Consider the following 25,295-nt stretch of genomic DNA (forward strand, 5'->3'; position numbering starts at 1 on the left):
TTCGAGGCGGAGCTTTCAAACCTCGGACTCGTCCTACCGATTGGAGAGGACTTGGTTGGGAAGGAATCGCGATGATGGATAAGGTGAAGGCCGAGACCGGTCTTCCTTACGTAACCGAAGTGATGGATCATACGATGGCCGAAGAAGTTGCAAAACACGCGGACATGATTCAGATCGGAACGAGAAACGCGCAGGACTTCGAACTTCTGGAAGCTGTGGGAAGAACGGGAAAACCGGTCATTCTCAAACGCGGATTCGGAAACGAAGCGGTAGAATGGTTTTCAGCCGCTGAATACATTGCTAATCAAGGAAATTTGAATATAGTTCTTTGTGAAAGAGGAGTAAAAACTCTTTTTATCAAGGAAGGATATTGCAGAAATACTCCGGACTTAAACGTGATCACTCATGTGAAAAATCAGACGATTCTTCCCGTGATCTACGATCCTTCCCACGTTGCGGGAGACGATAAGATCGTGATCGCCAATCTTCTGGCATCGCTTCCGTTTAATCCGGACGGTTCCATCACGGAAACCCTTCACGTGGAAGAATTCAGAAAGGAACAGATGTGCGACGCGGCTCAGGCTTTGTTGATGAGCGTCTATGAGAAAGCGGTTCAGTCTATTTTGAAATACGAAGAAGTGATTCGTCCGATTACGGATGACGTGGATTCTTACTTTATGAAAAGAAAGTCGGGTAAGTAAAAAAAAAGTAACGAACAAACTATACCTAAAGGCGTGGAAAAGTTTCTAAAGTAAAAACCGTTTGAAGTCGAAGGCTTTTGACGATCTTTACAACAACGACAAGGCGATCTTGGAATCTTCCGGATCGCCTTTTTGATTAAAACCTTCACGTCGCGATTTCCAACTAAACTTATCACGTATTATTTTTCGGGCGTGTCTCTTCGCTTTCGCTCGAGCCGCGTGTCTACAGGCTCGCGGATTGCCGCTCGTCCTCTTCGAGGACGCTTCGCGCCTTCCGACCCGCTCACGCGTTTTAGTTCCTTTTTACGACGAAGTTTTGTGGGAACTCCTTTTTTTGACTTATCTGTAAAACAAGTACCGGAACACCGGCAATTTTGGGTCGAGGACTGGATCTATAAAAACAATGAATGTAGGAATTCTAACAATTTGATCCGGAAAACGCATTCTGTATTTTTAAAGTAGAATGTTCGAGAAAGTTTTCGGAATTCCGACCCAAAATTAAACTTTTTCATTCGAAATCGATTTCAATTCAAAAATGTATGGCTTTTAACGTTTCGTCCCATTCGTTTGATTTTGAATCAATTATTGTCGGATGAGTTTTATTTAAAGAGGATTTGATTCTTTGGAAAATATCCCCTAAACACCATTTAGAAGCGAACAGCCCTTGGCGGATGAAAGAGCGATCTCAATTGGTACGACAAATTAGAAGGTTTAGAATTTTTGTTATACACGGTCTAAAAATAAGATAAATTGTTCTTTAGAAAATTATAATGAATATAGGAGTTCCCACGCTTTTAATGATTGGGACAAGTTCTAACTGAATTTTTGTGAGCTTTATTTCAACGAAAGAATCGTAAAAAATTATTTCCGATAATACCTAAGAAGATGTTTGTCGATTATCTTCTCGAAACGAAATTTTGAACTATTCAAAGTATTACTGAATTTCAAACTTCTTCTTCAATTCCTCTCTTGTGGATTCCCAAGTCGCCGGAGTTTTGAGACTTAACTCATAAGAAGCGCCGGAATCTCCGGATTTTAATTTTTGTTCCGCATCCGTTACAAGAGCTCTCAGATCTTCCAACCCAAAGTTAGCGGAAACACCTTTGGTTTGATGTAGTTCGGCCTGGAGATCGGATTCTTTTTTTTCTTCCGTAAACCGAACGATGTTCTTAATACGAACTTCCATATTGGAGAGTAAGGATTCCACCATTTCTTTCAACCAAGCGGCTTCTTCCTCGTCGTCTCCCTGTTTCAGAGAATCCAGTCTGTTCCAGTCCACAAGCATGGTTGCAACCTCTCTCCAACTATTCGATTTTTTTAAGATTCGGCAAGCTACTTTTCAATGAAACTTCCGTCAGTTCAAGGCATCTTTTAAAAGCTTGAACAAAAAAGCCGAGTCGATTTTTGTATTTTAGAACCGAAGTGAGGTCTAAATGAAAATTCATCCGACTGCGATTATCGACTCGAGAGCGGAATTACACGAATCCGTAGAGGTCGGTCCTTATTCCATCATAGAAGGACATGTTTCCATTCAAGAAGGAACCGTGATAGAAAATCACGTAAAAATTTGCGCGGGGAGTGAAATCGGAAAATTCAACCGATTTCATCAAGGCGCGGTCATTGGAGTTATGCCGCAAGATCTGGGTTTTAATCAACAACTCCTTACAAAAACGATCATCGGCGATCACAACATCTTTAGAGAATACGCAAATATCCATAAGGGAACCAAGGAAGATTCTCCAACCGTTATCGGAAATAAAAATTATTTTATGGGGAATTCTCACGTAGGTCACGACTGCATTTTAGGAAATAGTAACATTCTTACCCATGGTTGTGTGTTAGCCGGTCACGTGACTCTCGGAAATTTTTCTTTTATTTCCGGTTTAGCCGCCGTCCATCAGTTTTGTTTTGTCGGAGATTACGCCATGGTCGCGGGTCTTGCAAAGGTAGTTCAGGATGTTCCGCCTTATTCTACGGTCGATGGAAATCCGAGTACTGTTGTCGGATTAAATAGTGTGGGAATGAAACGTGCCGGATTCTCACCCGAAGTTAGAAACGCTATCAAACACGCATACAAGGTAATTTATCATTCTAAACTGACGACTAAAAAGGCTTTGGAAGAATTGGAAGCGTCCGGAGATTTGATCGAACCGGTTAAGTATATTATAAAATTCTTTAAAGATAGCGACCGGGGAGTTACGGATCACAGGTGAGAATCTTAGTTACAGGAGGCGCCGGGTATATAGGAAGTCACGTCGTTGCGCTTCTTCTTGAAAAGAAACATGATCTTTTGATCGTAGACAATTTGGAAAAGGGAAACAAAGCAAATTTGTTTCCCGGCGTCGAACTGATTGAGGGAAATATTCAAGACGAAACGGTTTTGGAAAAGGCTTTTTCAAAACCGGTCGATGCGGTTTTTCATTTCGCGGCTTGGAAGGCGGCCGGTGAGTCCATGACCGATCCTTCGAAATACGCTTTGAATAATATCAACGGCACCATAAAACTTCTCACGTTTATGGAAAAAGCAGGAACGAAAAAAATTATCTTTTCTTCCTCGGCCGCCGTTTACGGAGCTCCGAAATACCTTCCCATTGATGAAAAACATCCCCTTCATCCGGAAAATTACTACGGTTATACGAAATTAGCCATCGAGGAGAATCTGAAGTGGTTTGATTCTTTGAAAGGATTTCGTTTTGCCGCGTTGCGTTATTTTAATGCGGCTGGTTATGATCCGAAAGGAAGAGTGAGGGGACTGGAAAGAACTCCTGCAAATCTTCTTCCCATCATCATGGAAGCCGCTTCGGGAATGAGAAAAGATTTCGAAGTTTTCGGAACCGATTATGAAACACCGGATGGAAGTTGTATTCGAGATTATATTCATGTGAGTGATCTTGCAAAGGCTCACGTTTTGAGTTTGGAATATTTGGATTCCGAAAAAAAATCCCTTACAGTCAATTTAGGATCGGAAAACGGATATTCGGTTCTGGAAATGATTCGTCTGGCGGAAGAAGTGGTCGGAAAACCGATCGCTCATAGGATCTCGGGAAGAAGAGCGGGGGATCCGGCGGAGTTGCTGGCTTCTTCCGGTGTCGCCAAAGAGCTGTTAAAGTGGTCTCCCGAATACAGCGAGGCGAAAATTCTCCTCAAAACAATGTGGGACGTTTATCAAAACCCGGCTTAACGGATCGATCTGCACTCCGGATTAACCGAGGTCACAAATTCCAATGGGAGGGTCTCCAAAAATTCTCCTCCCGAAAATTTTCCCTTAAACTGAATTTTTCCTTCTTTGAAAAGACGCACCCAGTCGTCTTGTAATTTGTTTGCGATCGGCGCGTAAGACCAATGCCATTTCTCTTCGTTGTAACCTTTGTTCGCTCTGGAATTCTTCGGTGAATATGGCTGACAAAAACCAAAACGTTTTGCATTCTTTTGCATCCAGATATAAAACTTTTCTCCCTTACCTCCTTTTTCAAAATAAGAATTTTCTAATGCGTTGAGATCCACGTCGGTTCCCCAATGATGTCTTGACGTTCCGGGTGCGCTGGAGAATTCTAAGATGAGAAAAATAATTTCTTGAGGAGTTTTTCCTTGGATCGAAACTCTCATTTTTCTTTTACCCGTATACTTTTCTTCCCAGATTCCTTTTTGATCTTTGAAAGAACGGAATGCGGAAACGATAAACGGTTTTTGTTTTTCTTCCGGATTCTCTCTTTGATACGATTGAAAGAGTTCTAAAAGTTTTTCTAAAACTTCTTTTCTTAGATAATGAACTCGAGATTCTCCGGGATTGGAATAGGAGGTCAGAGTCGATTCCTGTTTAAAGTCCCCGAGGACATAGGATTCGTTAGAAACGCCGCCGGGTAGGTTTCCAGTTTGAGAAAAAAGAGGATTTTGTATAACTAAGATCGCAACGATGGAAATTAGAATTTTCATGGCTGGTTGTCAGAATGGAAAATTCGGACTTCTCTGCAATGGGTTTTTTTGAAGGATCGGATGGCGAAAAGGCCTTTGAAAAATGGATTTTCTGCGGAGTTCCGTCCAAAATCGAAGCTGCTCATTCTCAGTCGTTTGGAATCTAAATTAAACCTTGGAACTTTTTGTAGGAGCTCCTATGGGTTACGCTCTTTTGGAGTTTGTCAGAGTCTTTTTACGATCGGATGGACTCAAAAAATCGAAGTCTTTCCACGGAGTTCCGTCCAAAATCGATCTCTGCCGAACAACCCTCCTTCCCATTTGCGGAGAGTTCATTCCGGAAAACGCTATCCTTATAAATTAGGACATGGTTTTTAGGAAAAAAAATTTCAGGGAGATTCTTTCCAATGAAAAAGTGGTTCATCACGTCCTTGATTCCTTTTCTGTTTCTTACGAATTGTTACCTTTTCGATACGATCGGACTTACCATTCCGGACACGGTTTCCGGAAGTGAAGCGAAGAATCAAATTCTTACGAGCGCCTTGATTGGCGCGGTTGCGGTTCCGGATTCTACGGCAGTCATAGCGATTATCGCTCCGCAGTTGGCAAAAGTCGACGAGGATCGTTACTACAAAAAAGTGGACGTAGATAATTGTGCAAGTTCGGCGCTTTTGATAAACGTTCTTACCATCAACGTCGGTGGATTTAACTGTAACTTAGAGCCAAGAGAGTATGTTCTCTGGTATGTTTACTAAAGAGATTTTTTTCATGAAAGACGGTCTAAGATCGTCTTTCATGAGATCAATTCGAAAATAACAATCTTCCTTCGCTAAACCTTCCTCGAATTTCTTCCTTCTCCAAGTCTCCCGGATTTCCGAACAATGCAGCATCTTCTCTTGTGAGTTCTATAAGTTTAGAATCCTCTCTTAGATCGGCGATTCTGAAATCAGGAAGACCACTCTGACGAACTCCCAATAATTCTCCGGGGCCTCGCAGTTGGAGATCGATTTCGGATAACGCGAATCCGTCCGAAAGATTTACCATAGCATCCAATCTCACCCTTGCGTCGTCGGTAACTTTAGAATCCGTCATCAAAATACAAAAACTTTCCTGATCTCCGCGCCCGACGCGGCCTCTGAGCTGATGAAGTTGTGAAATCCCGAATCGATCCGCGTGTTCGATCATCATTACGGTAGAATTCGGAACGTCGATTCCAACTTCGATGACCGTCGTCGATACGAGAATTTGGATTCTGTTTTTGGAGAATTCTTTCATCACTCGATCTTTTTCTTCGGTGTCCATTTTGCCGTGAACGAGTCCTACTTGAAAGTCAGGAAAAATTTCGTGTTTGAGTTGTTCGTAGGCTTCGATACAGGATTTGAGATCGACCTTTTCCGATTCTTCGACCAATGGATAAACGATATAACACTGTCTTCCGGAAGAAACGTATTTGCGGATGGATTTGTAAACTCCGTCTCTTCTGTCTTCTTGAAACCATTTTGTCTGGATCGGCATTCTTCCTTTCGGTTTCGATTTGATCGTAAGTAAATCCAAATCGCCGTAGAGGGTGAGACAAAGTGTTCGAGGAATCGGAGTCGCGGTCATCGCAAGAATATCCGGATTTTTTCCTTTCGAACGGAGCGCTTCCCTTTGATCGACCCCGAACTTGTGTTGTTCGTCAATGATGACAAGACCGAGATCTAAGAATTCAACGTCTTCGGAAAAAACGCTGTGGGTGCCGATGACGAATAACGTGTCCCCTTTTTTAATCCGATAGAGTTTTTCATAACGATTTTTCTTGGGTTCCTTTCCCACAAGAAGTTCGATTCCCAAAAAAGGCATGTTCCCTAAAAAGGCTAGAATCGTTTGGTAGTGTTGTCTCGCGAGAATTTCCGTGGGAGCCACCATACAAACTTGGATTTGATTGTCCAAATAACGAAGCGCTGTCAAAAGAGCGACTAACGTTTTACCGGAGCCGACGTCGCCTTGTAATAAGACCGCCGCCGGCTGTTCTTTTGCGGTTAATTCTTGGATTTTCCGAATCGCGGTTTCCTGATCTTCCGTGAGCTGGAACGGAAGATTTTTGCGAACCGAAAGAGCGGTTTTAGAATCGGGCAAAGGCCAAAGAATCCGTTTGATCTTTTCTCTTTCTTTCTTTTTGTGTTCTATAAGAAGATTGAAATAAAATAATTCCTCGTATTTGAGTCTGTATCTCGCTTTTTCCAACGCGTCTTCATCCGTCGGAAAATGAATTTCGCGATAGGATTCTTCTCTGGCAATTAGTTCCCTTTTCTGAACGATTTGTTTGGGGAGAATTTCCGGAATTCTATCTTTCAATTTTTCCAATGCTAGATAAAGAATTTTTCGAAATCCTCTCGAATCCAATCCTTCCGATTTCAGCGCTTCGCCCGAAGGATACAAAGGAATGATTCTTCCCGCGTGAATCATCTCCGGAAGTTCTGCGATTTCTTCCTCCGTTTCTTTAGGAGCCTCTTTTTTTTGGGAAGATGTAGAGCTTACGGTATAAGTAGGTTTGATCGCGCTCGTAAGAATTTCATAATCCGGATGAATGAGTTGAAAACCTCGAAAGAATTCCAGTTTTCCAGTCGCCACAACCGTCGTACCCGGTTGAAAAATTCTTTGAAAAAAATTCACACCTCGAAAAAAAACCAAAGAGATCCTTTCGTTGTTCCTGGTCTTCGCGCCGACTACGAGTCTTGATTTTTTTCCATGCGCTAGATACGCGTCCACTACTTCCAAAATTAAAGTCACCGTTTCGCCCGTTTTTAAGAGAACGTTGTCTGTTAGATTTCGATCCAGATATCTTCTTGGAAAAAAGTTGAGGAGATCTTGTAAAGTATGAATGCCGATGGACGCGAGGGCTCCCGCCTTCGAAGGTCCGATTCCTTTGATCACGGTGATCGGAGAAAGAAGCGCCGAGGTTCCGTTTGTATTTTCCGTTTTAGAGACCGAGTTCTTCATCCTTTACTTGTGCCGGAGTCCATTCCGGATCTTGATTTTGAGAATCCGTCCTTTGTTTTTCTTCGGGTGATTCTTCGCCTAAACCCAGATAACAGTATCTGCAACCGTAGATTCTCGCATGTCTTTTGATTCCGGGAGACGGAGGTTCAGAAATGATTGCGTATAAATATTCCGTTTTTTGCAAGTATTTTCCGCAGACGGGACAAATTCTCGGCTTCGGCAGATTCGAATCCCAATTCTTGCCGTAAACTTTTTTCGGATCTCCGTATTCTTTCGAAACTCCGTTTTCTTGATCGCGTTTTTTCTCGGCTTTGTCGATTCGTTTCGTGTCCACCGAGTAGAGAAGGTGGAAAAAAATCGCGGCCACTCCCAAGCAGAGCATAACGGTAAAAAAGCCGATCATTGTTTTAGATAGTCCTTAATTTTCGCGGCCATTCCCGGAGGAAGGCCGATTCCCTTATCCTGAAGTCGATGCGAATATTTATGAAATGAATACGTGTGTTGGGAAGTTTGGACGATTCCGTTAAAACAGTTTTCGATCGACTCCGCAAGGGCTTCGCTCAAAGGAATGTTTTCTCCGATTTCTTTTTCATACTTTCTCAGAAGTTTTCGATTTACTCCTCTGCAGATCGAACGATAAAAACAAAATCGTATTACCAATTCCGAATCCGATTGTCCCGCTCGAATGTCGGCTTCCAATTGATTGAGATTGATACAATCGACGATTTCCAGTTTATAAGCGTCGGTGCTGTGTTCGTATGTGACAAGATTCATAAACAAGTGTTTGAAAAGAGCGATCTTATAACAATCTTCCATTCCGCACTCGCCCATTTTCGTATTTTCACATCGAGTGTACATCACAATATCGGTATCCGATTCTGCCGTAGCCTGACCGAAGTTGAGAGAACCTAAGATGTCGAAGGCAACGATGTCGCCTCCATAGTTGATCAATTTGGAGAATTTTTTGAAGTCTTCGATTCTTTCTCTGGAGATATTAGTTTCGTGGGAACGGAAATAACGTTTGAGCCCGGTAAATTTTTGAATGGTGGGATTGTTTTTAAAAGCTGGAATTGTCATTTTAGATTCTCACAAAATCTTCCGCCGACACCTCCGAATCCTGACTTACAAACTTAACCTCTGGAGAATTCCCGCTGCAATCAACTTCCATTAACAGGCGAATTTTGTGGTCCACCAGTCTATTCAATTTAACGGTTTCTACAAGCCCATTTTCTAAAAATATTTCCGAATAAAATCCGCCGGGTTGAAAGCCGAATACGGAATCCACTGCTCCAAAATTAGAAGGATTTAAGAATACGGTCTTTCCCTTTTTTACGATACCTTGGTCTTCGTGAACGTGACCGGAAACAACAAGAGAGGGAGAATAGTCGTCCAAATATCTTCGTATTCCCTGAGAACCTACGTTTCCGTAATTCGGAATCTTATCCAAAAAGCCGTAAGGCGGGTTGTGAATCACAACGATGTCCGGTTGTTCTTCTTTGAAAAAATCTTCGGGTTCGCTATAATTTTTTCCGTTGCGGGTGTACTCGTGAAATTTGACCGCTAACTTTTCAGGAATTCCCGAAGTAAGAATCGGAGCTCCTCCGTAACCGGCGAATTTATAACCGTCTTGTTCGAAGGTTTTTCTATGAATGTCCCTTTCATACAGAGCGCTGTATTGAAGATCGATATCGTAATTACCGGGAAGAACTCTCACCGGAGCAGTCGCATATTTTTGAATGATGATTTCTATGAGCTCGTATTTTTCCTTCATCGTTTTTGCAGCTTGATGAAAGAGAGTTCTGTATTCTTTGGATTTTTCTACGATGTCTACCGGATATTTTTCGGGAAAACGAATCGCTCTTGTCGCATAATCGTATGCGTTGATTTCTTCTTTTTGATCTTTAGAGATACGATACATCTCTTCTTGAATCGTACAGAATTCTATAATTCGATCCGTACTAAAAAAGGCTTTGTAGATGATGTCTCCGGAAAAGAGATATAGATCGGCGGTTGTCTGCTGAAGAATTTCCTTCAAGCCGCGAAGACCGTCGTGGATATCTGTCAGGTAAATGATTTTCATTTCTATCGATCCAGAGATTGTACCGTCTCTTTTTCGCTACAGTCTCTTAACAAAAAGAGAACCCGGTACACTCAGTTTAGGAACTGGTTGTGAAATGTCCAACCTTTCTAATGATTAGTCTCTCCACAAGAGGAGAAGGGAATCCTCATTTTCGGAAATCGGCTCGATTCTTATATATTCGGGACCAAAAAAATCCAAAAGCGGTTTGAGAATCGTTCCTGACTTTACAAAGAGAAAGACGTTTCCCTTTTCTGGAATCACCTTTTGGATCGTAATTTTTCCGGCGAGATCCGGAATCTCCGAAAGAAACGTGTCCATGTTGACCGTGATCACGTTACGAACGCCTGTTAGTCTAAGAATTTCCGGAATCTCTTCGACGATCGTTTCTAAAATGAGTCTTCTATGAAACTGAAAGATTTTTGAAAAGATACGAATCGGATCGACCTTTCGAGGAGTATGGCTGAAAAGACGAAAGGATTGAATTTGAAGACGGACTTGATTCTGAACCACACGAACCGGTGTGAGAGTAACGTTGTAGTCGACTGAATCCGTTTTTAAAAATTTCGACCAGAACAATCCTTGGATCGAAAAATGTCCGGTTAAAATGAGAACCCCGTTTCCCGAATCGAATTCGAGGGATTCCAGCGGATCTTGGGATTCTTCAATTTTCTTTTTTAAAATTTTATTCAAAGAATGGAGTTTGAGAGTAATTTTATAATTGCTCTTTTGACTTTCTTTTTCCAAAGAAAATCCGGTAAAAAGATCGAGAGGGTTGAAGCCTATGAGTTTCCTCAAATTGAGCATGGGAGATCAAAAATAGTTTGCGGGTAAAGAAGAGTAAACTAAATTATTGATTCCAAGTCGGGAATGATTCTTTAGAACCGATCGGGGAAAGAATTTTTTTCGACTTGATATCGTTATTGAGGAGCTTTCATGAAAATCGGAGTTATCGGATCGGGAAGTTTTGGTACTGCCTTAGGAAGTTTACTGGCTGATAAAGGTTACGACGTTACGCTCTGGTGCAGAAACGATTCTCAGGTTGAAAGTATCAACCGTGATCATATCAATAACAAACACCTTCCAACGTTTGTTCTTCCGGAAAAATTAGTAGCGAGCAAGGATCTTAAAATGGTCGTTCAAGGAAAAGATATGATCGTTTCTTCTCCTCCTTCACACGCGCTTACCGAAATTTTGAGAGAGATAAAAGAATATCTTCCGGAAAAAGTTCCTATTGTTTCCGCGAGTAAGGGAATTGAAAACGGAACCTTACGTCTTGTCTCGGAAATTTTCGAATCGGAACTTCCGGGAAAATATCACGCTTATCTTTCTTATCTTTCAGGGCCTTCTTTCGCAAAAGAAATCATACAAAAGGTTCCCACGATCGTTAGTATCGCTTCCAAGAACGAAGCCACTGCGCGTAAGGTTCAGGAAATCTTTAGCTTCTTATATTTTAGAACGTATTGGACTCCGGATGTCGTCGGCGTTGAAGTCGGGGGCTCTTTGAAAAACGTAATTGCATTGGCTGCGGGGGTGAGCGACGGTCTCGGTTTTGGGCAAAATACTCGGGCCGCTTTAATCACGCGCGGATTGAATGAAATCACAAAGATCGGTTTAAAACTCGGCGCGGATCCGATGACGTTTCTCGGACCTTCGGGGATGGGAGATTTGATTCTTACGTGCTGCGGGGAACAATCCAGAAATCGAACCGTTGGATTTCGTTTAGGCAAAGGTGAAACACTCGAACAAATTCTTTCCAGTATGAACGAAGTCGCAGAAGGAGTGAAGACTACGCAGAGCGCGTATGAACTTTCTCAAAAATTAGGAATAGAAATGGCGATCACTAACGAAGTCTATAAAATGCTTTACGAAGGTAAGAATCCGAAAGAAGTTGTGAAAGACCTTATGAAGCGCGATTTAAAAAGAGAAGGCGTTTCAGTCTGATTTAAATTGAAGCTTCTTTCTTCTAAATTCTGTATTTTTTTTGTTTTGAGTTTTGCCGGTTTCCATTCGATAGCGGCTCAAACAAAACAAGAATTCGGATGGGCAAAAGGTTCGGACGGTTTTTCTTTTAATCTCAACGGACGAACGGTTTTCCAATCGAATACGGAAATCACATCCTTCCCTGACAGTCTAAGTCTATTAGAAAAATCTGATTTTCTTTTTTACGCCGGAGAATATTATATTCTCAACAAAGACGTTAGACGATACGAGTCGCTTTTAAAACTTACGAACAACGCGGAACCGGAGTTGGTTCTCGGCGGAATTTTATTAAGAATCCTAAAAGAACTGAATTTTAATTCGAAAGAATCCTCTCGGAGTCTTCTTTCGCAGTTCGCTAAGAACGAAAAAACTCCTTATCTCAAGGAACTTGCGGAAGGGTTTGATTCCTCCGTTTTTGAAAGGAAATCGCCGGAAAATCTAAAGTGTTCGCGTAAGAATGTATTCTATTCTCTTTGCAAAACCTTGCGTTTAAAAAAATATCTCGCGGATTTTAAGGCGGATGCAAAGTCTCACGAAAGGGAATATCTAAATTTAAACAGAACTCTGGCTCCGTTTTTGGAAGATCCCGAGCTGAAATACATTCCTTTCTTAAACAATTTTATCTTCAATATTGCGGATCAACTCGCTGAGTTGGGACTTTCCAAAGAAGCGGTCCATTTTCAGAAAATTCTTATCATCTCGGAAAATTTAAGCGGAAGAATTATCGGTTATTCCTATGAAAAACTTGCTTACTACTATTTGATCGGAGGGGATCTTGTTTCCGCCGAAAAGGTTCTGGATTATATTCTTAAATATCATCCAGATTTAAGAACTCCATATAAAAATCATCTCTACTTAAAGTTAGGCACCATTGCGTATCTAAATCAGGACTATAAGAAGTCTTTGGATTATTATCTCAATTTGGATTTTTTAGAATGGTCTTCCACGATTCTCAATCCGTTTTTGGGAGAACCGATTTCCATCAACAGCGCGAGAGATTTGATTTCCATGGCGATTTGGAGGACCAAAAGTTCGTTCAAAGCGGTCGACGCTCTCAAGTCCGTTTCCACTCCGAAAAATCTAACCGAAGACGATTTGTTTACTCGTTTGAGAATCATTCAGATTCTCATGAACGACGAACCCGAGGTCGCGGGAAAGATGGCGACCGAGATTACGTTTCTTGCACAGAGCAAAGGATGGAAGAGAGTGGAATATTCCTCCACTCTTTTGAACGGTTTTATCCATTATAAAAAGAACGATCTTCGAAAAGCGATCATAGAATTTACAAAAGCATACGGGATTTTGAAATCGGCGGATCCCGTTTATACTGAAGAATGGATTCGGTTGACCGGGCTTTTTTATTCTCATAAAGAATCGAGATCCTTGAAAACGGTGAAGGGCGCTTTGGATCAAGCGATCGCGATTACCATTCAAAGAAGACCGGACGATATGCTTTTGCAGTTGAAAAATTATCTTCCTGCGGTTTACGGAGTGAGAGAGTTTACGGACGCGGCCATCAATTACTATATCACACACGGTCACACGGTCGAACTTCTCGGATTCTTATCCAGACTGGAGCAGAAGGAAGTGATGGGGAACAATTCGTATCCGAACACGTTAGTTTCCATCATCGATACGAGTAGAAGAATTTCTTCTTTTAGGGGATTTTATCCCGGACCCAAGGAACACTTAACTTCGAGTCGATCCGAAATTCGCAAGACAGAAGTGACTCGTTTATTGGAAGAATTCGATCCGTTTCGAAATCAAGAAATCCGAAGATCTCATATTCCAGTTTTGAGCGTTTTTGTAAGGGATAAAAGAACTTATATTTTTTGGAAACCAGCAGATTCTCAGGAATTGGAGCTCAAGGAAATTCCTTCCGAGTCGGCTTCTTCGTTCACCGTACAGACGATGTTGAAATCTTTGGTGGAATCCTCTTCCAAGAACGAGAGTATGCAAATCTATCTCAACGTCGCGGGAATGGAATCGTTCGATTATCTCAAAAAAGAATTTCCGGACATCGACTTTCGGTTGTTTACAAAATTCAGCAAAAAGGAGGACAATCCGAAGATCGAAAGAGTATACGTCGGTGATTGTAAAAGCGGAGATTCTCCCGTTAAACCGAACTTCGAAAAAATCGGTTCGGCTTACTTTGAAGGGAATAAACTTTTAACCGGAAGCCATTCTATGATCGTTTGGAATTTGAAAGTGGATAACAATTCTCCTGGAAGTTTGAACGAATACGCTTGGAATTGTGGAGAAGATCAGATTCGTTTTTCGAGATTACATCGACGTTACGATTTCAGGAATACACCTCAGAGATTGCTCTTTACGAGAGATTCTTTGAGTGGAAACGGTTGGAAGGGAAGATCCGAAGACTTTTTGGATTGGGTTTCCTTTTGGATCAATTCCGGTGTGAACCGAATGTATTATATTAAATCCATCGATTTGAATTCAGAATCGGACATAAACCTTTTGGAAAAACTTTCGCAAGAAACGAACGAACCGGAAGCCTCATTCCGCGGAATTCGAATCCGAAAACATATCGAATAGTTCGAGAGAACTTATTTTATCGCTTTTTATAAACGTTGATTATAAAAAAATCTATTGTTTTTTTTCTTTTAAACGATCGACATTTTTCGCCGATCTAAGGACTCTATCCAGTAAACTCACATGGACCCCGAAGGTAGTCAGTTCTACATTCCAACAATTTCAACTTTCCGTTCTTTTTCTCTCAAAACACGGTTCATTCTAAAATCAAACAACCTTAGACTTGCTCTAATCTCAATTCTCCAAACATGGAACTAATCGGCTTTTTTATCATCATTCTATTAATATTTGCAAACGGGTTTTTCGTTTCCGCCGAGTTTGCTTTGGTTTCGATTCGCCCATCTCGTTTGGAAGAATTGATCAAGGAAAACCGTCCTCTCGCGCTTATCACAAAAAGAGCCGCTCAAAAACTAAACGATATGTTGTCCGTCTGTCAGGTCGGAATTACGGTCGCCAGTCTTCTGTTAGGTTGGGTTGGAGAGGGTTATGTTTCGAGATGGCTGACGATTCTCTTGGATATGTTCGGTTATTCCACGAGCGAGGCGACGATTCACGGTTTGGCGATCACGGTTTCGTTTACGATCATCACCTTTCTTCATATTCTTTTGGGGGAACTTCTTCCGAAAACGATTGCGATTCAGAACACGGAAAAGATTGCCCTTTTTATCAGCATCCCTTTGTTCTTTTTTTACTACGCATTTTATCCGATTACGTTTTTTCTAAACGCTCTGACTTCTCTTCTTCTTAGATGGATGGGAATTCAGGAGAATAAAAGTAGAATGATGCATTCTCCCGAAGAATTGATGATCATCATTGAAGAACAGAACAAACAAGGAAAGATCGATCAGGAAGAATTTCAAATCATTCAGAATACGTTTCAGTTTTCCGAACATCAGGCAAAGGATGTAATGACTCATCGTCTGAGTATAATCGGAATTCCTCACGAAACGACGATGGATTCTTTGATCTCGATCATCGCGGAACATCATTTTTCAAGATATCCTATCTATGAAGGAAACACCGATAAAATCATAGGAATCATCCACGTTCAGACCTATCTCACTTGGCTTTCCAATTCCAAAAAAGGAAGAAAGGAAAAAGTCACGGCGATCATGCAACCTCCTATCTTTGTTCCGGAAGGACTTTCGATCGAAAAGGTGATGCAGAAACTTCGTGAAAATAAACAACACATGGCGATCGTCATCGACGAATACGGCGGTGTTTCGGGTTTGTTGACTTTGGAAGATATCATAGAAGAAATTTTCGGACAAATCAGAGACGAGACCGACGATCATGAGACGGATCCGTTTCCCGCGCAACATTCCGATAATTTTGTAATCGACGGAGAAGCTGAACTGGACGAGCTCAAAGAGATTCTTGTCGGTGTTCAAGACGAAGAAATCAGCGATATCCGAACCATCGCGGGTTTTATTCTGGGACGTCTGGAGGATATGCCTCAGGAGGGTTCCACGATTTCTCTTCAGTCCGGAATTCTTACCGTCGAAAAGATGGAAGGGAATAAGATTCTTTCGGTACGTTTTACAAGAGGAAGTTTGAGTAACAAGGCTCAGTCTAAATAGAACCGGAAAAATATGGCTAATCCTGGAAAAGATATTTTAATCGCCGTTTCAGGAAGTATCGCGGCTTACAAAACTTGTGAGCTCGTGAGAAACCTCACTAAAGAAGGTTTTCCCGTAACCGTGATTATGACTTCTCATGCGACTGAGTTTATCGGTCCGATTACCTTTGAGGCCTTGACGGGTAAAAAAGTGAGAGTTGATGAATATGAAGAAGGGATGGCCCATATTGACGCGAAAAATTCGGCTTCCGTTATGGCTGTCGTTCCTGCTACCGCGAACATCATCGGTAAAATGGCGAACGGAATCGCGGACGATCTTGTAACCTCAACATATCTGGCTGCGAATTGTCCGGTGATTGTTGCTCCTGCGATGAATCCTTTTATGTACGCTCATCCTTCCGTTCAGAGAAATTTAAAACGTCTTTCCGAGGACGGAGTGATTTTGGCCGATCCGACGAACGGCGTCGTAGTTTGCGGCGACGAAGGATATGGAAAGTTAGCCGAAATCTCGGTCATCCAAAAGATGATCATCGATGAGTATAAAAAAATTCTTAGATAAAAGAAGAGAAATCAAAGAAAGTGGGATTTTTGAAAGCCATCATCACCTCGGGCCCTACTAGGGAATGGATCGATCCGGTGCGTTTTATCTCAAATGCTTCTTCGGGAAAGATGGGCTTCCATATTGCGGAAGCCATCGGTAAATGGATTCCGGAAGTCACTTATATTCACGGGCAAGTAATGGACCAATATAGAAGTCCTAAAGGTTCGAGAAGGATTTCTGTTGAGACTACCTCCGAGATGAAGGACGCCGTTCTTTCCGAGATTCAGGCGGATACGATCCTGGTTATGGCTGCGGCTCCGGCGGACTTCCGACCAGCGGAGAGCAAGGAATCGAAGATCAAGAAAGAAGACGGAAGCGAAGTTATTCTTTTAGAATTGGTGAAAAATCCGGACATTCTCAAAGCAGTGAGTTCCGAAATTTTGAAGAAGGAAATTCCTCGTTGTTGTTTGGTTGGTTTTGCCGCCGAAACGGATTTTCTGGAAGAACATGCGCTCGGAAAATTGAAGAGGAAGAATCTCAATTATATCATAGGGAATTATGTCGGGAAAAACGAGAAAGGTTTTGGAGAAGTTGAGACGAGTGTTGTCATCTATTCTCCCGTAGGAAAGGTGGCGGAGATTGGCCCTCTCTCTAAAGAGTCGATCTCGGAAAGAATTGTTGAATTCTTAAAAACGGATGTTTCTAAGGCCGTTGTTAGGTCGTAGGTCTACTCGAGGTCGGAAGACCGGCAAAAAAGGGTTCGATTTCCTTTTAGACAAGACCCGCTAACTTTTCCTGATCCTGCGCAAGAAGGATAACCGATTCGCAATAAGTTTCCCAGTCGGTTCTTCCCGAAGCGAAATCTAAATAAATGGATTCAAGTAAGAGAAAAAACATAAGTCACCTCTATTGATTAAGATCGAATCGAACCTGGAAATTCCTTGAGTTCTTTTTCTTGCAGAAGAGAGTAGGAGGGATCTTTTGAGTATTAGAATATGTCACCAGCCATTTCCGAATCCCGTATCCGGGGTCTAAAAGAGTCTTTAGAGTCCTCTAAAATACCATTTAGGTCGGAAGTCCGGCTTTCCGTCTTATCTTCTTTTAAGATCGGAGGAATCTCTCCTCTCCTCGTAGAGCCTGAAAATACAGAACAGCTCTTAGAAGTGATTTCTATTTTTAAGAACTCTGAACTTCCTTGGAAAATTCTTGGCGGAGGTTCGAATCTCTTGATATCAGACCATCCTGACAACTTCGTCACTCTTCGACTCTCTGGAAAATTTAAGGAATTCGATTCCTTTGGGGAAGGGAAATTTCGAATCGGATCCGCAACAAATACTACGCCGACCTTTCGACAAATTTCTCAGAGTGGTTTCACGGGCGCGGAATTTTTGAGCACGATCCCTGGCTGGACGGGTGGGGCCGTGATTCAAAACGCAGGATGTTATGGAGGTGAACTTTTCGATCTAATTCAGACCGTGGAATTCTTAAGAAATGACGAAATTCAGATCAAAAAACCAAGTGAAATCGAACACGGTTATCGGTTCACAGAATTCTTAAATAGAAAGGATTCCATCATTTTGGGAATCGAAATTCTTCTAAAGGAAGGGAATTTAGAAGAAATCGAAAAATCTTTAAGAGATAAAAGGGAGAGAAGAAATTCTTCTCAACCGGAAAATAAAAAGAGCGCCGGCTCCGTCTTTAAGAATCCCAAGATTCTTAAAGAGGACGGAAGAGAACTTAAAGCCTGGGAACTGATTGAGCATGCGGGTTTGAGAGGAGTCGCTAAAGGGGGCGCACAGATCTCTCCTGAACATTGTAATTTTATTGTGAACGTCGGAACTGCAACCGCTTCTGACGTCAATTATCTGGTTGAACTTGTCTTAGATAAAGTCTTCCAGCAAAGTGGGATTATTTTAAAGAGGGAGATCGAGTATTTTGGCGATATTCCGTGAAAAATCTTCCGGACTTCCGACCACAAAAACCTTCTGTAAAACCTCAGTCCTTCGAAGCATACATAGAAATGTCGGCTTCGTGAATGAGATCCTCTAAATTTTGAAGCGAGCCGACGGACATTCCCCAAGTAAAATGAAAAGACGGATTGTTTTCTTTGCATTTTTTTGAAAGAATTGACATCGCCTCAGGAAATCTTCCCTGAGTCTGAAGAATTTTTTCTCGATTCTCGTGCTGGACAAGGACTAAGAATTCATCGCCTCCGATTCTAAAAATTTTATCCGTTCCACGAATTACATAACGGAGAATATTCGCAAAACGACAAAGGACCTGATCTCCTGTTTTGTGACCAAAGGTGTCATTGATGATCTTAAAATCATTGAGGTCGAGGAGAGCGACGAGAGCAAGCTGATCTTCCATTCTCCTTCCCGACCATTCTTCTTTGAGATGATTGAGTTTGTTTCTATTGAAAACACCGGTAAGTGCATCTCGGAAAGCCAGAGTTTTTGTTTCTTCATATTGATTTGAATGAACCAAAGATATTGCCGTAAAATCGGCGATCGTCTGAAGGATCACTAAATCTTCCTGGGTAAATGAAGTTCCGTCGAAACGATTTACGAGTTCAATGACTCCATGAACTTGGCCTCTGAAGATCATAGGAACCGCAATGATCGTTTTCGTTTCAAATCCGGTACGATCATCAACCTTCGAGGAGAATCTTGGATCGTTCTTTGCATTTTCCACAAAGACGGGGTTTTTGGTTTCTACAACGGAGCCAGCGATTCCTTCTCCGAATTTTAAACGAATATTTTTAATTCGGTCGAGTTCAAGACCTTCTGCGATAAGAAAGAACAATTCTTCCGAACTCTCATCATATCGCATAAGGCTCCAGTTCTCAGGACTGAAGAACAATCTTACTTCTTCCATTACGGCATCCAAGATTTCCTGTTGCTCCAGAGAAGAAGTAATGATTTTTCCAATGGAAGAATACAACTTTATGAGCTCAGGTTTTGGGTCTTTTAAAGGCATAATCAATTTTTCTCTTTTAGCGAAAGGATGAATTTATTATCTTTTGAATGCGAGTTTCTATTTTATGCAATAAAACCCGTTTTTATCAAGATATTTCCTTTTCTCTCGTGGATTTTTATTCTTTTACCAATCTACAATCAATTCGAATGTTATTTGATCCCTTTTAGGGGAGAATTTTTGAATTAGACTTTGAATTCTGCATTTAGCGTTCTCCGGTCTTTTTTGGGAATTTTCTCTTTCTTCGCTTCTTTCTAATTCTAAAAGAAGAACGAAGGTTTTACACATTGACGTTCCTAAATATCTTGCTATCGATCGGAGTTCCGCCCAATCTCCTTCCTTTGGACGAAAAGAGAGCCTCTTCAGGTCTTGTGCCTTTTCTTGATACGAAGTCCTTTCTGAAGAATGAGGTCTTTGTTCCTGAAGTATTTGAGTTTTATATTCTTTTAGAAGAACTTCTAAATATTTACTTAAACTCTTATTTTTTCCGATTCTCGTTAAAACGTAGGAATAGAGTTGAAATGGAACGTAAAGATCGGCTGTAAAATTGCCGAATCTCCTGGTTTCCTTTAACCTTCTTTCATGTGAGAATTTGTTTGTCTTTAGTTTTTTTCCGCCCATACCGAGAACGGTTCCAGAGAAGTTTTCGAGAGAGCGAAATTCGGGGATTTTTTTGTGAAATTTAGGCGGAGTTCCGACTCATTTCCTAAAAAGGAAGGGCTCCTTTGCTAGAGAAAAAAAGCTCGGTTCGTGAGCTTTCCTCCGGACCTCCGACCTAAATCCCCAGAATCAACTCAATCCGATCTTCCAGACCTCGAACTCGATCCAAATACAAAGCCTCTACCGAACAGGCCAAAACTAAGCTATGCAAAAGATCCACACAAAGAGAAAGTTTTTCTTCCTTTCTCTGAATCGATTCGTTTCTCTCAAAAGCGACTTCAAGTAATCTTCTATATTGACTTCCGTATCTTTCAGTATATTCATTTTGTAAATTAACCGGGGCCGAGTAGATTAAACTAAAGGGAAGCCTCGCTTTATCAGGATATTCTTTTGCGGTCAAGGCGATGGCCCTGAAAATGGAGATAACTTCCGCGTGAAGGCCTTGGTCTCTCACGATTCTTCTTCTAATCTCATTTAGAATCAGAAGATGAGTCGCGATGAGCGCCTTTCTAAAAAGATTTTCCTTGGAATGAAAATGATGATAGATACTGGGTTGTTCCAGGCCGCACTCTTTGCTGATTTCACGTAAGGAGGTCCCATGAAATCCCTTTTTAGAAAACGCAATCGCCGCGCCCTCCAAAATTCTTTCTCGAGAATTTTTATAGTCCCTATTTAACGGATAAAGGGGACTTCCGTCTTTTCTTAACACTTGCTTCGTATCTCCGGTTTTAGAGATCTTTCTTTATATATTGATCCTAAAACGTTTTTTCAAATATCTTAATATTCGCACACTCAAACGTCAAAATTCTTTTTTAAAAACCTCGAAATAATTTCTGGTATCGTTAGGCAAAATCGATGGAGAAGGTCCAAATCCCGGATTGTTTTGATTTGGATTGTATTGACCTTTGTTTTCTTTCTTATTTTCGTTTCCTTGATAACTAACGAGCGTACTAAACAAAAGTTCAAAATTTGCTACGTTTAAAGAGGAATCTTCTAAAGTGATCTCCACCAAGAAATGATTTCCGGAACTTGTGTAATCAAACTCGTAAAAAAAGACGGGATCTGCGTAGGCGGAAAAAATCGGAGCGATCTTTTTATCTTTCTTATCACTTCTATAAATTTGAATCAGAATAGAATGAGCCGCATCGTCGTGGGCCAAACCGATTCCTAATTTGTATTTTTGGGTTCCTTCCTCTTGGATGGAAGGAAGGTGAATTTTATAAATAACCGAGTTTCCTTTAAAAACCGCGCCGTTAAACTGATGTTTTTTTTCGACGTTGTATCCTGAATCTCGAAGACTTCTTCTGACTTCTTCCAGGAAAATTCTCAACTCTCTTTTTTCTTCATTCGTTTTACCGGATACGGGTGTTCCCGCAGGAGTTTTATCTTGAGAATGGAGAAAGTAAGGTGAGTAAAAAACGGCTAAAACCGATAGAATGGGGAGAATTTTAAGTATTTTTGAAATAGATCCGTTCATTTTGTTCTCTACTTATGTAGTTTAGTCGAGGATGTACATGATGAAAAGATTTTTTTATTCATTCATATCCCTCTTTTGTTTTTTTCGATCCGACCGACATTGATAGAAGATACTATTGGGATGTAATTCTATGCAATTTAAGACTCTCTTTGCTCTCGTTTTTTTTATTTCTTTCGGGAACTGTGTTTCGAACGCAAAATACGATACTCTTTTAAAGGCTTATGAGGATTCTAAACTCGAAAATCAGAGAATTGTAAGTGAGAAAGAAGGCCTTTTTAATTCTTTAGTAGAATTAAAAAAAATCCAAGAAGAATCCGATAAACGGATTCGGGAATACAAAGGACTCATGGCTACCTTTCAATCCATGATCGATTCCGGTAAACTCAAGATTAAGATCATAGACGGAAGAATGGTGGTGGTTCTTTCATCCGATATTTTATTCCCCGTGGGTTCGGCGTTTTTATCTCCTTCGGGAACCTCTGCGATTCGTGAAGTGACGACGCTCCTTGCTTCCTTGGATGGAAAACGTTTTCAAATAGAAGGTCACACCGATGATACTCCGACCGGAATCAAAGGATATACGAATTGGGAATTGGCTTCTTCCAGGGCGCTCAACGTTCTCCACACAATGGTAAAAGCCGGAATGCCCGAAATAAGAATTAGCGCCGCATCCATGGGTGCGTCCAGGCCCGCGCTTCCGAATACTTCTCCCGAAAATAGATCCGCAAATCGAAGGATTGAAATCGTAATCGTTCCTGATCTTTCCAATCTTCCTGGAATGGAAGAACTGAAGAAGTATTCGAATTAGTATATTCTAAAATTTTAAATTTACACGAACGTATAAGCCCAATAAATCAGAACGAGCTGTAATGGAAGTCTTAGAAGAAGCGTCCATCTCGGAGGATCAGATTTTCTTCTCGATTGATAGTGATATAGATTGGCGGGAAATACGGCGATCAAAAGAAGAATGACACCCCATGCTCCGATTGATCTTGTTTCCGGAAACAAAAGCAGCAAACCGAGTCCGATTTCAATGAGACCGCTGATCCAAACTGCAAATTTCGGATAGGGGATGTAAGGAGGCATGATTCTCAGATAAAATTTAGGCAATACAAAGTGAAGTATTCCCGCGACGATATAGAGAAAAGCCATTGAATAAAGGCTGAAAACGATTGATTCAGGCATAATCCTTTCCTTTTAAAGTGTAAAAAGATTATAGCGGAATCTATTGAAATCAGATTTTAAAAAAAATCAAATCGTCTTTTTTTCTCGACCTCGATATCTATTTTTTGGCTTTCTAATTCTCATCTGAAAACCGCCGACTCTAAGAGAGCTGATTTGTTTTTGACGAAATTCTTCCTTACGATAGAAGTCTTTCCTTTGGAGGAACCGATTTGAATTTAAATTCATAGGCAAAATTCTCCTTTCCTGCCCTGGAATTACTCGGTCATCATAGAAAAATTCGATAAAGTACAAGAAAAAAATGACCTTTTGGATTTTTTTTTCGATTTTATTACTCAGGTTAGTCGCTCCGTCCGAAATCTTCTTTCCTCAAATTTTCGTCCAATCAGTTTATAAATCATGGATTTGAACAAACCTCTAAAGCAGGTGATGACAACGAGAATTATTACCGTAAACTTGGATGATCCGGTTTCTAGGATCGGGAAAATTTTCGACAATTTGGAATTTCATCACCTCCTCGTCATCGACGATCAAAAAAAACTGATCGGTGTGATTTCGGATCGGGACTATTTAAAAACCATCAGTCCTTTTATAGGAACGAGAATGGAACGGGTCCAAGACAATCTTACTCAAAAAAAGACCGCTTCTCAGTTGATGAGTTCTTTTTTAATCACGGCTTCGATCGATCAGACCGTCAAATACGCAATCGAGCTCATGATACGTTATAAAATTTCATGCCTTCCTGTGATGGACGATCGAGGGGAAATAGCGGGAATCGTAACATCCAAAGATATTCTAAAAGAAGCTTTGACGCTTCCTCAAGGATCAACCTCTTGATTCCGCGATTCTCAGAGAAGACAAAGCGGTTTGAGCCGTCTCCTTGCTACGAATTATAGAAATTGAATATTCAGAATAGATATTTTCCAGGGAGGCCGCCACTTTTTCCCAAGTGCAATTGAGGGCCTTTTTTCGGGCTTTAGAGGCCATTTTTTTTCTCAGGCCTTTTTGGTTGGATAAGAAACAAGACATATCGATGAATTCTTGTTTTTTTCCGAGTCCCGGTAAGAATGCGGAAGAACCGTGTTCTAAATAAGAACCGGCTGCGGCATATTGATAAGCGACTAAGGCGATTCCACTCGCCATCGCCTCCAAAACCACGTTGCCGAATGTTTCAGTCATACTCGGAAAAAGGAAAAGATCTCCCGAAGCAAAATGTTTGGCTAATTCTTCCCCTTTTTTTAAACCCGCAAAGATCAAATCCGAATTCTTTTTTTCCAAGGATTCTTTGAGAGGTCCTTCTCCGACTAAAACCATCTTTGCATTTGGATTGGTTTCCTGGATCTTACGAAAGGTTTGAATACTCAGTTCGATATTTTTTTCTGCGGCAATCCGACCCACATACAAAACTGCAAGTTGGTCCTTGGAGACTCCCCATTCTTTTCTCAAATTAGAATCTCTTTTGGAAGGATGAAATAAATCCGTGTCGATTCCTCTGGAGACGATTTGAACGTTATCATAACGTTGCTCTAAAAGTTTTTCGCCGACGTCCTTGGAAGGTGTGAGGGTTATCTTCGTTTTATTGTGCAAATTTCGAAGATATCTTTCGACGAGTTTTCCGGCGAAACCTACCCTATAGTATTGAGTGTAGGAATGAAAGTTGGTTCTAAAATCGCTTACTACCGGAATTCCTAAATCGTTTGCGGCTCTAACGGCGGACCAACCGAGAGGACCTTCGGTTACCACATGAACGATGTCCGGCCTTTCTTTTTTAAAATGTCGCTTTAATATCCTTTTGGCGGGAAATCCAAAACGCATATCGGAATACAAAGGAATTCTACAGCCTGCCATAAGAACTTCTCGATATCCTTCTCTGAAGTTATTTTGATCCCTAAGGCCTTGTCTAGGGCGAAATAAAAGAATGTCATTCCCTCTGTCTACAAGGTCGTTTACCATTTTATGGAGGGTTTTTGCGACGCCGTTTATCTCCGGATAATAAGTTTCCGTTACAAAGGCGATTCGAAAGTTTCTTTTGGGAGCGATCAGAGAATGGGAAACTTCGATCGGTTTAGGATTGGATCTCATACCCAGTATGGTACCGGGATGAGGTTGGGATTCCATTAAGGAATGATTAAATTTCGGTTACAGAATGAATTCTTAGAATGATTCGGATTGTTTCCTTTACGCGGAGTTTATCGATGAATTGAAATCGTCTCCTTATTTTTTCTTTGTCTTGGGTGTTTTCACGGATTCGTTTTTCTTTTTGGAAATTTCTTCCCATTTTTCTTTGAGCCAAACTGCGGATGCCAAAGTTTTTCCGTCCGCAAATTTTACTAAATACGGTTTTCCGGTAATGCTGGATTTAGAGCCGATGTGTTCGATAAAACCGGGTACTGTCTGAATTCTACCATCCGTTGCTTTCAACTTTCGTTCCATGTGTTCTCTCGCTTCTTTGGGATCGTGTTCGGCGCCGTTTCGAATAAATTTACATTCGCAGGATTCCAGAGAATTCATCAAAAGATTTAAATCCTTTTGAAAGTCCGAAAATTCTTCGGCCCCGATTGAAAACGATAAGAGGGAAACAAATAACCAAGTTAATTTTTTTTTCATCATTCTAATTCCTAAATGTATTTTTTAGAAAAGTATTATAATTCTTTCAATCCAAAAAGAAAACTTAC

The 25,295-nt window shown here is 41.1% G+C and carries 29 protein-coding genes (1 of these 29 only partly in view); 13 read left to right on the forward strand and 16 right to left on the reverse strand.

Annotated features, from left to right (window positions below):
* Positions 1-701 carry the 3' portion of an N-acetylneuraminate synthase family protein gene (locus JWG44_RS06980; RefSeq protein ID WP_205274235.1) on the forward strand. Its footprint begins 442 nt before the window's first position, so 701 of the gene's 1,143 nt are visible here — the last part of the coding sequence; the start codon falls outside the window, past its left edge; its stop codon occupies positions 699-701.
* 934 nt (positions 702-1,635) lie between these two features.
* On the opposite strand, the gene JWG44_RS06985 is transcribed toward JWG44_RS06980, so the two are convergent.
* Positions 1,636-1,986, reverse strand: coding sequence for an Hpt domain-containing protein (locus JWG44_RS06985; protein ID WP_205274236.1), 351 nt, complete (start codon positions 1,984-1,986; stop codon positions 1,636-1,638).
* 148 nt (positions 1,987-2,134) lie between these two features.
* Between JWG44_RS06985 and lpxA the strand changes: the two genes are divergently transcribed.
* Both lpxA and galE read left to right on the forward strand, forming a co-directional pair.
* Positions 2,135-2,914 carry an acyl-ACP--UDP-N-acetylglucosamine O-acyltransferase gene (gene lpxA, locus JWG44_RS06990; RefSeq protein ID WP_205274237.1) on the forward strand — a complete coding sequence of 260 codons (780 nt, stop codon included), beginning with the start codon at positions 2,135-2,137 and terminating at the stop codon, positions 2,912-2,914.
* Positions 2,911-3,882: a UDP-glucose 4-epimerase GalE gene (galE, locus tag JWG44_RS06995; RefSeq protein ID WP_205274238.1), complete on the forward strand. Its 972-nt coding sequence runs from the start codon at positions 2,911-2,913 to the stop codon at positions 3,880-3,882. The genes lpxA and galE overlap by 4 nt, the downstream gene beginning before the upstream one ends.
* Here galE and JWG44_RS07000 read toward each other — a convergent pair.
* Positions 3,879-4,634, reverse strand: a complete 756-nt coding sequence (locus JWG44_RS07000) for a M15 family metallopeptidase (protein ID WP_205274239.1) — start codon at positions 4,632-4,634, stop codon at positions 3,879-3,881. The two genes, galE and JWG44_RS07000, sit on opposite strands and share 4 nt — an antisense overlap.
* A gap of 14 nt (positions 4,635-4,648) precedes the next feature.
* Here JWG44_RS07000 and JWG44_RS22440 point away from each other — a divergent pair, with 14 nt between their 5' ends.
* Positions 4,649-4,780, forward strand: coding sequence for a hypothetical protein (locus JWG44_RS22440; protein WP_269752197.1), 132 nt, complete (start codon positions 4,649-4,651; stop codon positions 4,778-4,780).
* 37 nt (positions 4,781-4,817) lie between these two features.
* On the opposite strand, the gene JWG44_RS22445 is transcribed toward JWG44_RS22440, so the two are convergent.
* The gene (locus JWG44_RS22445; protein ID WP_269752198.1) at positions 4,818-4,949 is read right to left on the reverse strand and encodes a hypothetical protein; all 132 of its coding nucleotides are present in this window, start codon (positions 4,947-4,949) and stop codon (positions 4,818-4,820) included.
* Positions 4,950-5,020: 71 nt separating this feature from the next.
* Here JWG44_RS22445 and JWG44_RS07005 point away from each other — a divergent pair, with 71 nt between their 5' ends.
* Positions 5,021-5,368 carry a TIGR04452 family lipoprotein gene (locus JWG44_RS07005; protein WP_205274240.1) on the forward strand — a complete coding sequence of 116 codons (348 nt, stop codon included), beginning with the start codon at positions 5,021-5,023 and terminating at the stop codon, positions 5,366-5,368.
* Positions 5,369-5,414: 46 nt separating this feature from the next.
* Here the strand turns inward: JWG44_RS07005 and recG are convergent, their stop codons facing one another.
* From recG to JWG44_RS07030, 5 genes are all read right to left on the reverse strand, one after another.
* Positions 5,415-7,595 carry an ATP-dependent DNA helicase RecG gene (gene recG / locus JWG44_RS07010; RefSeq protein WP_205274241.1) on the reverse strand — a complete coding sequence of 727 codons (2,181 nt, stop codon included), beginning with the start codon at positions 7,593-7,595 and terminating at the stop codon, positions 5,415-5,417.
* Positions 7,576-7,998, reverse strand: a complete 423-nt coding sequence (locus JWG44_RS07015) for a hypothetical protein (protein WP_205274242.1) — start codon at positions 7,996-7,998, stop codon at positions 7,576-7,578. Before JWG44_RS07015 ends, recG begins: the two co-directional genes overlap by 20 nt.
* A complete protein-coding gene (locus tag JWG44_RS07020) occupies positions 7,995-8,672 on the reverse strand; it encodes a hypothetical protein (protein WP_205274243.1) in 678 nt (225 codons plus the stop codon). Before JWG44_RS07020 ends, JWG44_RS07015 begins: the two co-directional genes overlap by 4 nt.
* 1 nt (position 8,673) lies before the next feature.
* Positions 8,674-9,675, reverse strand: coding sequence for a metallophosphoesterase family protein (locus tag JWG44_RS07025; protein WP_205274244.1), 1,002 nt, complete (start codon positions 9,673-9,675; stop codon positions 8,674-8,676).
* Between the two features lie 114 nt (positions 9,676-9,789).
* Positions 9,790-10,479 (reverse strand): hypothetical protein, encoded by a 690-nt coding sequence (locus JWG44_RS07030; RefSeq protein WP_205274245.1) that lies wholly within the window; start codon positions 10,477-10,479, stop codon positions 9,790-9,792.
* 129 nt (positions 10,480-10,608) lie between these two features.
* Between JWG44_RS07030 and JWG44_RS07035 the strand changes: the two genes are divergently transcribed.
* The 5 genes from JWG44_RS07035 (at position 10,609) to JWG44_RS07055 (ending at position 17,050) form a co-directional block, all read left to right on the forward strand.
* Positions 10,609-11,616: an NAD(P)H-dependent glycerol-3-phosphate dehydrogenase gene (locus JWG44_RS07035; RefSeq protein ID WP_205274246.1), complete on the forward strand. Its 1,008-nt coding sequence runs from the start codon at positions 10,609-10,611 to the stop codon at positions 11,614-11,616.
* Positions 11,617-11,622: 6 nt separating this feature from the next.
* Complete coding sequence (locus JWG44_RS07040; protein WP_205274247.1) at positions 11,623-14,208, forward strand: tetratricopeptide repeat protein; 2,586 nt, start codon at positions 11,623-11,625, stop codon at positions 14,206-14,208.
* Between the two features lie 245 nt (positions 14,209-14,453).
* Positions 14,454-15,785 (forward strand): hemolysin family protein, encoded by a 1,332-nt coding sequence (locus JWG44_RS07045; RefSeq protein WP_205274248.1) that lies wholly within the window; start codon positions 14,454-14,456, stop codon positions 15,783-15,785.
* 12 nt (positions 15,786-15,797) lie between these two features.
* On the forward strand, positions 15,798-16,343 hold the full coding sequence (locus JWG44_RS07050; RefSeq protein ID WP_205274249.1) for a phosphopantothenoylcysteine decarboxylase: 546 nt from the start codon (positions 15,798-15,800) through the stop codon (positions 16,341-16,343).
* Between the two features lie 20 nt (positions 16,344-16,363).
* Positions 16,364-17,050, forward strand: a complete 687-nt coding sequence (locus JWG44_RS07055) for a phosphopantothenoylcysteine decarboxylase (protein ID WP_205274250.1) — start codon at positions 16,364-16,366, stop codon at positions 17,048-17,050.
* A gap of 46 nt (positions 17,051-17,096) precedes the next feature.
* Here JWG44_RS07055 and JWG44_RS22450 read toward each other — a convergent pair whose 3' ends face one another.
* Entirely contained in the window at positions 17,097-17,222 is a 126-nt protein-coding gene (locus JWG44_RS22450; protein WP_010572808.1) for a hypothetical protein, read from the reverse strand.
* 98 nt (positions 17,223-17,320) lie between these two features.
* Here JWG44_RS22450 and murB point away from each other — a divergent pair, with 98 nt between their 5' ends.
* Positions 17,321-18,277, forward strand: coding sequence for a UDP-N-acetylmuramate dehydrogenase (murB, locus tag JWG44_RS07060; RefSeq protein ID WP_205274251.1), 957 nt, complete (start codon positions 17,321-17,323; stop codon positions 18,275-18,277).
* Between the two features lie 43 nt (positions 18,278-18,320).
* On the opposite strand, the gene JWG44_RS07065 is transcribed toward murB, so the two are convergent.
* The 4 genes from JWG44_RS07065 to JWG44_RS07080 form a co-directional block, all read right to left on the reverse strand.
* Entirely contained in the window at positions 18,321-19,304 is a 984-nt protein-coding gene (locus tag JWG44_RS07065) for a sensor domain-containing diguanylate cyclase (protein WP_205274252.1), read from the reverse strand.
* A gap of 123 nt (positions 19,305-19,427) precedes the next feature.
* Complete coding sequence (locus tag JWG44_RS22630; RefSeq protein WP_205274253.1) at positions 19,428-19,922, reverse strand: DUF1564 family protein; 495 nt, start codon at positions 19,920-19,922, stop codon at positions 19,428-19,430.
* Between the two features lie 154 nt (positions 19,923-20,076).
* Entirely contained in the window at positions 20,077-20,670 is a 594-nt protein-coding gene (locus JWG44_RS07075) for a TetR/AcrR family transcriptional regulator (protein WP_205274254.1), read from the reverse strand.
* Between the two features lie 90 nt (positions 20,671-20,760).
* A complete protein-coding gene (locus JWG44_RS07080) occupies positions 20,761-21,438 on the reverse strand; it encodes a hypothetical protein (RefSeq protein ID WP_205274255.1) in 678 nt (225 codons plus the stop codon).
* A gap of 130 nt (positions 21,439-21,568) precedes the next feature.
* Between JWG44_RS07080 and JWG44_RS07085 the strand changes: the two genes are divergently transcribed.
* Complete coding sequence (locus JWG44_RS07085; RefSeq protein ID WP_205274256.1) at positions 21,569-22,246, forward strand: OmpA/MotB family protein; 678 nt, start codon at positions 21,569-21,571, stop codon at positions 22,244-22,246.
* Between the two features lie 20 nt (positions 22,247-22,266).
* Here JWG44_RS07085 and JWG44_RS07090 read toward each other — a convergent pair whose 3' ends face one another.
* Positions 22,267-22,623, reverse strand: coding sequence for a DoxX family protein (locus JWG44_RS07090; RefSeq protein ID WP_205274257.1), 357 nt, complete (start codon positions 22,621-22,623; stop codon positions 22,267-22,269).
* A gap of 396 nt (positions 22,624-23,019) precedes the next feature.
* On the opposite strand from JWG44_RS07090, the gene JWG44_RS07095 reads away from it, so the two are divergent.
* The gene (locus tag JWG44_RS07095; RefSeq protein WP_205274258.1) at positions 23,020-23,457 is read left to right on the forward strand and encodes a CBS domain-containing protein; all 438 of its coding nucleotides are present in this window, start codon (positions 23,020-23,022) and stop codon (positions 23,455-23,457) included.
* Here the strand turns inward: JWG44_RS07095 and JWG44_RS07100 are convergent.
* Positions 23,446-24,702 (reverse strand): glycosyltransferase family 4 protein, encoded by a 1,257-nt coding sequence (locus JWG44_RS07100; RefSeq protein WP_205274259.1) that lies wholly within the window; start codon positions 24,700-24,702, stop codon positions 23,446-23,448. The genes JWG44_RS07095 and JWG44_RS07100 overlap by 12 nt on opposite strands.
* 132 nt (positions 24,703-24,834) lie before the next feature.
* A complete protein-coding gene (locus tag JWG44_RS07105) occupies positions 24,835-25,227 on the reverse strand; it encodes a YfeK family protein (protein ID WP_205274372.1) in 393 nt (130 codons plus the stop codon).
* Positions 25,228-25,295 lie beyond the last annotated feature (68 nt).

Origin of the sequence: Leptospira ainazelensis, from assembly GCF_016918785.1 — a bacterium.
In the GTDB taxonomy this organism is placed as follows: Bacteria; Spirochaetota; Leptospiria; order Leptospirales; family Leptospiraceae; genus Leptospira; species Leptospira ainazelensis.

Coding starts and splice junctions, on each gene's coding strand:
- JWG44_RS07045 (WP_205274248.1), top strand. CDS start 14,454: ATGGAACTAATCGGCTTTTTTATCATCATTCTATTAATATTTGCAAAC.
- JWG44_RS07095 (WP_205274258.1), top strand. CDS start 23,020: ATGGATTTGAACAAACCTCTAAAGCAGGTGATGACAACGAGAATTATT.
- JWG44_RS07000 (WP_205274239.1), bottom strand. CDS start 4,634: ATGAAAATTCTAATTTCCATCGTTGCGATCTTAGTTATACAAAATCCT.
- JWG44_RS07030 (WP_205274245.1), bottom strand. CDS start 10,479: ATGCTCAATTTGAGGAAACTCATAGGCTTCAACCCTCTCGATCTTTTT.
- JWG44_RS07035 (WP_205274246.1), top strand. CDS start 10,609: ATGAAAATCGGAGTTATCGGATCGGGAAGTTTTGGTACTGCCTTAGGA.
- recG (WP_205274241.1), bottom strand. CDS start 7,595: ATGAAGAACTCGGTCTCTAAAACGGAAAATACAAACGGAACCTCGGCG.
- JWG44_RS22630 (WP_205274253.1), bottom strand. CDS start 19,922: ATGGGCGGAAAAAAACTAAAGACAAACAAATTCTCACATGAAAGAAGG.
- JWG44_RS07100 (WP_205274259.1), bottom strand. CDS start 24,702: ATGAGATCCAATCCTAAACCGATCGAAGTTTCCCATTCTCTGATCGCT.
- murB (WP_205274251.1), top strand. CDS start 17,321: ATGTCACCAGCCATTTCCGAATCCCGTATCCGGGGTCTAAAAGAGTCT.
- JWG44_RS07080 (WP_205274255.1), bottom strand. CDS start 21,438: ATGAACGGATCTATTTCAAAAATACTTAAAATTCTCCCCATTCTATCG.
- JWG44_RS07085 (WP_205274256.1), top strand. CDS start 21,569: ATGCAATTTAAGACTCTCTTTGCTCTCGTTTTTTTTATTTCTTTCGGG.
- JWG44_RS07020 (WP_205274243.1), bottom strand. CDS start 8,672: ATGACAATTCCAGCTTTTAAAAACAATCCCACCATTCAAAAATTTACC.
- lpxA (WP_205274237.1), top strand. CDS start 2,135: ATGAAAATTCATCCGACTGCGATTATCGACTCGAGAGCGGAATTACAC.
- JWG44_RS07105 (WP_205274372.1), bottom strand. CDS start 25,227: ATGAAAAAAAAATTAACTTGGTTATTTGTTTCCCTCTTATCGTTTTCA.
- JWG44_RS07050 (WP_205274249.1), top strand. CDS start 15,798: ATGGCTAATCCTGGAAAAGATATTTTAATCGCCGTTTCAGGAAGTATC.
- JWG44_RS22440 (WP_269752197.1), top strand. CDS start 4,649: ATGGAAAATTCGGACTTCTCTGCAATGGGTTTTTTTGAAGGATCGGAT.
- JWG44_RS22450 (WP_010572808.1), bottom strand. CDS start 17,222: ATGTTTTTTCTCTTACTTGAATCCATTTATTTAGATTTCGCTTCGGGA.
- JWG44_RS22445 (WP_269752198.1), bottom strand. CDS start 4,949: ATGAACTCTCCGCAAATGGGAAGGAGGGTTGTTCGGCAGAGATCGATT.
- JWG44_RS07025 (WP_205274244.1), bottom strand. CDS start 9,675: ATGAAAATCATTTACCTGACAGATATCCACGACGGTCTTCGCGGCTTG.
- JWG44_RS07015 (WP_205274242.1), bottom strand. CDS start 7,998: ATGATCGGCTTTTTTACCGTTATGCTCTGCTTGGGAGTGGCCGCGATT.
- JWG44_RS07005 (WP_205274240.1), top strand. CDS start 5,021: ATGAAAAAGTGGTTCATCACGTCCTTGATTCCTTTTCTGTTTCTTACG.
- JWG44_RS07090 (WP_205274257.1), bottom strand. CDS start 22,623: ATGCCTGAATCAATCGTTTTCAGCCTTTATTCAATGGCTTTTCTCTAT.
- JWG44_RS07065 (WP_205274252.1), bottom strand. CDS start 19,304: ATGCCTTTAAAAGACCCAAAACCTGAGCTCATAAAGTTGTATTCTTCC.
- JWG44_RS06985 (WP_205274236.1), bottom strand. CDS start 1,986: ATGCTTGTGGACTGGAACAGACTGGATTCTCTGAAACAGGGAGACGAC.